We start from the raw sequence: 5,036 nt of genomic DNA on the forward strand, positions 1-5,036 counted from the left end.
GGCCTCGAGCGGGCACCGAGGTGTCCGCCGGGGACAGGTTCGGGGCGGGTTCCGCGGGCGTTACGCCGGTTTCCGGACGATGAAGCGCATGTTTCCGCCCGCTGGTGACCGGGTTGACCCGGCGATGCCCCCGTGACGGCTGGTTTGGCCCGGTAGTCTCGGTCTGGAAGAACTGGGATGATCGGCGGCGTCCGTCGCCGGCTCGCCCGGGGTATGTATGGAGTGAAGCCGCGAAGAGACGAAACGCCGAGCGAGACGTGAGGGCCGGGCAACGGTGGGTGCGCCACTGCTGGTGGATAATGCCGATCTGTCGGTGAAGACCCTGGGGGCCTGCCGAATAGATTCTCCCCTTCTACCCTTGTTGGGGGAGCGGCCGACGACGCAGCATTACATCGACGAGGCGGACAAGGTCCTCTACGACGACACCACGTCGATGATCGCTGCCCGCGAGGTTGATCTCGCCGATCTGCCGGGGTTCGAGCCGGCCGGTCCGCGTCGGAAGATCTACTTCGACCCGTCCAAGACCCGGGTCGGCATCGTCACCTGCGGCGGCCTGTGCCCCGGGCTGAACAACGTCATCCGCGGGCTGGTGCTGGAGCTGACCTCGCACTACCGGGTCCGGCGGATCTTCGGTTTCCGCAACGGTTACCAGGGCTTCATCGCCCGCTACGGCCACGACGTCGTCGACCTGACCCCCGAGAGCGTCGCCAGCATCGACGACGACGGCGGGACGATCCTCGGCAGCTCCCGTGGCCAGCAGGACCCCGGGGAGATCGTCGACTGCCTGTCCCGGATGAACATCAACATTCTGTTCGTCATCGGCGGGGACGGCACCCTGCGGGGCGCCAAGGAGATTTCCCGAGTGGCCACCGAACGCGGCGAGAAGATCGCCGTCGTCGGCATCCCGAAGACGATCGACAACGATATCCCCTACATCGATCAGAGCTTCGGCTTCCAGACCGCCTTCGGCAAGGCGGCCGAGTCGATCCGGGTTGCGTACGCCGAGGCGACGTCCGCGCCCGGTGGCATGGGCGTTGTCCGGCTGATGGGTCGGCACTCCGGCTTCATCGCCTGTTACGCGACGCTGGCGAAGAGTAACGCCGACGTCGTTCTCATCCCGGAGCTGCCGTTCAAGCTGGAGGGCGAGGGCGGCCTGCTGAACTACCTGCGCCGCTGCGTGGTCGAGCGTGGGCATGCGGTCGTCGTCGTGGCGGAGGGCGCCGGGCAGGAGCTCATCACCGATCAGCCGGAGGGTTCCGACGCGTCCGGCAACCGCAAGTTGCACGACGTCGGCCCGGAGCTGTCCCGCCGGATCAAGAACCACTTCGACGCCGAGGGCGTCGAGCTGAACCTGAAGTACATCGACCCCAGCTACGCGATCCGCAGCGTCCCGGCGAACCCGTACGACAACGTCTACACGATCCGGCTCGCCCACGCCGCGGTGCACGCCGCGATGTCCGGGCGCACCGAGATGGTCGTCGGCCGCTGGCGCCGCCGCTTCATCCACATCCCGATCGCCCTCGCCGTCAGCCAGCGCAACCAGGTCGACCCCGCCGGCGACCTGTGGATGTCCGTCCTCGAAGCCACCGGCCAGCCCCCCCACTTCGAGTAGTCCCCACCGGCCCGGCCCGGCTTCAGTCCTGGACCGCCTCCGCTGGTGAACGCGCGCGATCGATCGGTAACGGCCGGTTGCGGTGCGCGGGAAGTGCGTTGCGGTGCGTTTTGCGCGATCTCGGGGCTCAGACCGTGCAGGACGCACCGCAATCGGCTCCTGCCCTGGTTCGGAATCACTTGTCTAGAGGGATCGTGACCCGCGAGGGGGCACTCCCTGGCCCCGCCATGCGAGTGGGCCCACCAATCCCACGGGGGATCGGCCCGACCGAGCCGGCCTGGGCCAGGACGGCGGCCCGTTTCTGACATTGCAGCTATGGCCGGGATGTTGTGGTCGAGGCGGATCACCTGCCGCCCCCGACGCCACCGGCTCCGGCCGAATGCGCCTGGGCTGGTGCCGGTTGCCCGTTTCTGACGGCGCGGTTATGTTCAGGATGCTCTATTCCTCTCCCCGACGGGGTGCACCCCCGTCGGCCGGCCCCAGGTCGCGAACCTCGAAGTCTCGCGTGCCCCGGGGCGGCGACGGCGCCGCCGCCGCACGAGGACTCTGACGCAGAGCCGCGATGACGAGGAGCCAGATGGACACGACCCCCACCTCATGGGACGAGACGACCGATGTGGTCGTGGTGGGCACCGGTGCCGCCGGGCTCACCGCGGCGGTCCGCGCCGCCGACGCCGGCGCGCGTGTGCTGGTGCTGGAGAAGACCGCCGTGGTCGGCGGCAGCACCTCGGTCTCGGCGGGGATCGTGTGGGTGCCCCTGAACGGGCACCAGGCCGAGTTCGACATTTCTGACACCCGCGACGAGGCGCTCGCCTACATCCGCCGGCTGTCCGGCCGGGTCGCCGACCCGGAGCTGCTCGAGCTGTGTGTGGACCGCGGCGCCGAGATGCTCGAGTACATCGAGACGCACACCCCGCTGAAGATGACGACCATGGCGAAGTACCCGGACTACTACGCCGCCTACGACATCCCGGGGAAGAAGTACGGCGGGCGTTCGTGCGAGCCGCTTCCCTTCCCGGTGGGCGAGCTGCTGCCGGACTGGGCCGCCCGCATCCAGACCAAGGTGGCCGTGCGCGGTCAGGTGGCCCGCAACATGCTCGCCGAGGACATCGGGCAGCTCGAGCGCACCCCGCAGGAGCTGGAGCGGCGCAACCGCGAGGATGTCCGCACGAAGGGCAGCGCCATCGTCGCGGGCCTGCTGCGCGGCGTCCTCGACCGGGGCATCGAGGTGCGCATGCAGACCCGCGCCGAGCAGCTCCTCGGCGAGGACGGCGTCGTGCGCGGGATCCGGGTCACCGCCGCGGACGGTACGACCTCCACCATCGAGACCACCCGCGGCGTCGTGCTCGCCAGCGGCGGGTTCGAGTGGAACCGGGAGCTCGTGTCCGCGTTCATCGGCTTCGAGCTGTATCCGATCAGCCCCCAGCACGCCACCGGCGACGGGCAGATCATGGGCATGGAGGCCGGGGCGCTGCTCGGCAACATGCACTCGTTCTGGGGTTCCGGCGCGATGCTGGACCCGACCGACCTCACCCTCGGCGTTCCGCTGCCGACCTTCGACGACGCACGGGCGGCCGGCGGCACCATCATCGTGAACTCCCACGGTGACCGGTTCGTCAACGAGGCCCAGCCCTACCACGACTTCGCCCACGCCTTCGGTGAGTTCGACGCGACGACCATCGACTTCCCGAACGAGATCGCGTGGATGGTCTTCGACGAGGGCGTGCGCTCGCGCAAGCAGATCCTGTCGTTCAAGCCCGGCGACCCCATCCCCGACTGGGTCGCGACCGGCGAGACCATCGCCGAACTCGCCGAGCAGCTGGGCATCGACGCCGACCACCTCACCGAGACCGTCGCCGAGTTCAACAAGCACGCGGCCGACGGCCTCGACCCGCACTTCGACCGGCCGCGCGGCATGACCGGATCCAAGATCCGTCCCGTCGACCGCGGCCCGTACTACGCCGTGCGCATCTACCCGGGGACGCTGGGCACCAACGGCGGCCTGCGCACCGACGTCAACGGCCAGGTGCGCCGCGCGCGCGGCGGGGTCATCGAGGGCCTGTACGCGGCGGGCAACGCCGCGGCAAGCCCGCTCGGCTGGGGCTACCCCGGCGGCGGCACCACGCTGTGGACGGGCATGACCATGGCCTACGTCGCCGGCGAGCAGGTCGCGCACAGCCGGACTCCCGTCGGCGTGGCCTGAACCGGCGTGGCCTGAACCGATCGGCATGGAGGCCGGGTCCCGCACCGCGGGCCCGGCCTCGCGGCGCGTGGGGTCAGTTCGTCGAGGGGTCGTTCATCGAGTCGGCATCGAAGAAGGTGCGCAGACTGCGGATGAGACCGGCGTCGTCGAACACGAAGTGCGTGGTGACGACATTCTCGAGCCCGCCTCGAGCGCCCGCGTCGATGACCGACAGCGTCGTGGCCACCGCCTCGTTGCCCACCACCGCGACGCGGTCGAGCCGGAACGCGACCGACCAGTCCGGGGGAATTCCCTCGACGAAGAACCGGTGCAGGGCTTCGGCGCCGCGGGCGACGACGTAACCGGCCGGATCCTCCACGAGGCAGTCGTCGCTGAACAGCGCCTCGCGGCCGGCGACGTCCCCCGCCGCATAGCTGGCGTAGTACGCGGCGATGCGCGCACGGACGTCCGGCGCACCGATGGTGGCCGGTACCGAGGCCACGAGCTTGGCCAGCAGCCGACCCGTGGATCCCTGGGCGGTCATGCGGCCACCGTCGACGGTCCCGCGATCATGTCATCGTTGATCGACGCCTTGCGCACCTGCACATCCCTTCGACGCGTTCACCCTGAACGTCCCCGCTCGCGCGGCATCTCCACCTTGCACCACCAGAGCCGCAGGGGCATGTCAGGCGACGCGGGGACGCGGCCGACCGAACCGGGCCTACGCCGAATCCGATGCCGACAGGCTGGCCGCGTGACCCGATCGGTGTCTGCTCCGCCGCGGGAAGAGGCCGTTTCGGAGGATTCAGCTACTTTAAGTAGTCGTCGAAAAGTGCGGGGGGATGCCCAGATGAAGGTGTCAGGGTGTCAGGGGCGGGTGAGCCGGGCGATCAAACCGGCTCGCACTCCGGGCCACTCGGCGCGGAGGATCGAGTAGTAGGCGGAGTCGCGGGCCGTGCCGTCGAAGGCGAGCATGTGGGCGCGGCGGACGCCCTCGAAGCGGGCGCCGAGACGTTCGATCGCCGCCCGGGAGCGGGCGTTGCGTGCGTCGGTCTTCAGGCACACCCGCAGGGCCGCCCAGGTATCGAAGGCGTGGCCGAGCAGCAGCAGCTTCGCCTCGGTGTTGACCGCCGTGCGCTGGGCCGAGGCTGCCAGCCACGTCCCACCGATCTCGGCCACCGACGGCGGGGTCCCCGCCGGGTCGGCGGACACCGTCGGGGCCTTACGGGTCGGGGCTTGGGG

The 5,036-nt window shown here is 69.9% G+C and carries 4 protein-coding genes; 2 read left to right on the top strand and 2 right to left on the bottom strand.

Going from position 1 to position 5,036, the window contains the following annotated elements:
* The first annotated feature begins 274 nt into the window (after positions 1 to 274).
* Complete coding sequence (locus NBZ83_RS29965) at positions 275 to 1,612, top strand: ATP-dependent 6-phosphofructokinase (protein WP_261559443.1); 1,338 nt, start codon at positions 275 to 277, stop codon at positions 1,610 to 1,612.
* Between the two features lie 577 nt (positions 1,613 to 2,189).
* Positions 2,190 to 3,815, top strand: a complete 1,626-nt coding sequence (locus NBZ83_RS29970; RefSeq protein ID WP_261567715.1) for an FAD-dependent oxidoreductase — start codon at positions 2,190 to 2,192, stop codon at positions 3,813 to 3,815.
* Positions 3,816 to 3,888: 73 nt separating this feature from the next.
* On the opposite strand, the gene NBZ83_RS29975 is transcribed toward NBZ83_RS29970, so the two are convergent.
* Positions 3,889 to 4,338, bottom strand: coding sequence for a nuclear transport factor 2 family protein (locus tag NBZ83_RS29975; RefSeq protein WP_261567716.1), 450 nt, complete (start codon positions 4,336 to 4,338; stop codon positions 3,889 to 3,891).
* A 323-nt stretch (positions 4,339 to 4,661) separates the two neighbouring features.
* Positions 4,662 to 5,036, bottom strand: a 375-nt coding sequence (locus tag NBZ83_RS29980) for a GNAT family N-acetyltransferase (RefSeq protein WP_261576301.1), incomplete at its 5' end; no start/stop codon positions are given.

The sequence above is a fragment of the Frankia gtarii genome (assembly GCF_025403375.1).
GTDB classification, from domain to species: domain Bacteria; phylum Actinomycetota; class Actinomycetes; order Frankiales; family Frankiaceae; genus Frankia; species Frankia gtarii.

Excerpts from the sequence above, each read along its gene's own strand:
- NBZ83_RS29970 (WP_261567715.1), top strand. The coding sequence starts at position 2,190 with ATGGACACGACCCCCACCTCATGGGACGAGACGACCGATGTGGTCGTG.
- NBZ83_RS29975 (WP_261567716.1), bottom strand. The coding sequence starts at position 4,338 with ATGACCGCCCAGGGATCCACGGGTCGGCTGCTGGCCAAGCTCGTGGCC.